This is a genomic window from Bacillus sp. AF62 (assembly GCF_050312695.1).
Taxonomy (GTDB): Bacteria; Bacillota; Bacilli; order Bacillales; family Bacillaceae_G; genus Bacillus_A; species Bacillus_A cereus.
Genome location: NZ_JBNPJZ010000294.1, coordinates 1 through 290, shown reverse-complemented (window position 1 = coordinate 290; position 290 = coordinate 1). Strand labels below are relative to the sequence as shown.

The window sequence follows — 290 nt, the reverse complement described above, 5'->3', positions numbered from 1 at the left end:
GTTATTTTTTCTTTTAATAATTCGTAACCTTTAGGTGCTTCTACTTCCACTAAGGTATAGTTTCCTATTGGTAAGTCTTTTGATATCGCTTCTCCTTCTTCATTTGTTACTAGTTCTCCAACTATTTTTCCTTTTGGATCTTCTATATGAAACTTTGCCCCTGCTAGCTTTTTATTTTTATCACTTATGTCTACTTTCACTAACTTCATTTTTCCCATTGGATCTGGCAATTTCTTATTTCCTATTTTAATTTCTACTACTGCATCTTTTTCTATTTTTACAGTTATTTT

General features: G+C 30.0%; 1 protein-coding gene. It reads right to left on the bottom strand.

All coding sequences use genetic code 11. The annotated features are described in order from the left end of the window. Positions 1–290 (bottom strand): MSCRAMM family protein (locus ACQRBL_RS32805; protein ID WP_427736495.1); only part of this gene is annotated, 290 nt, incomplete at both ends.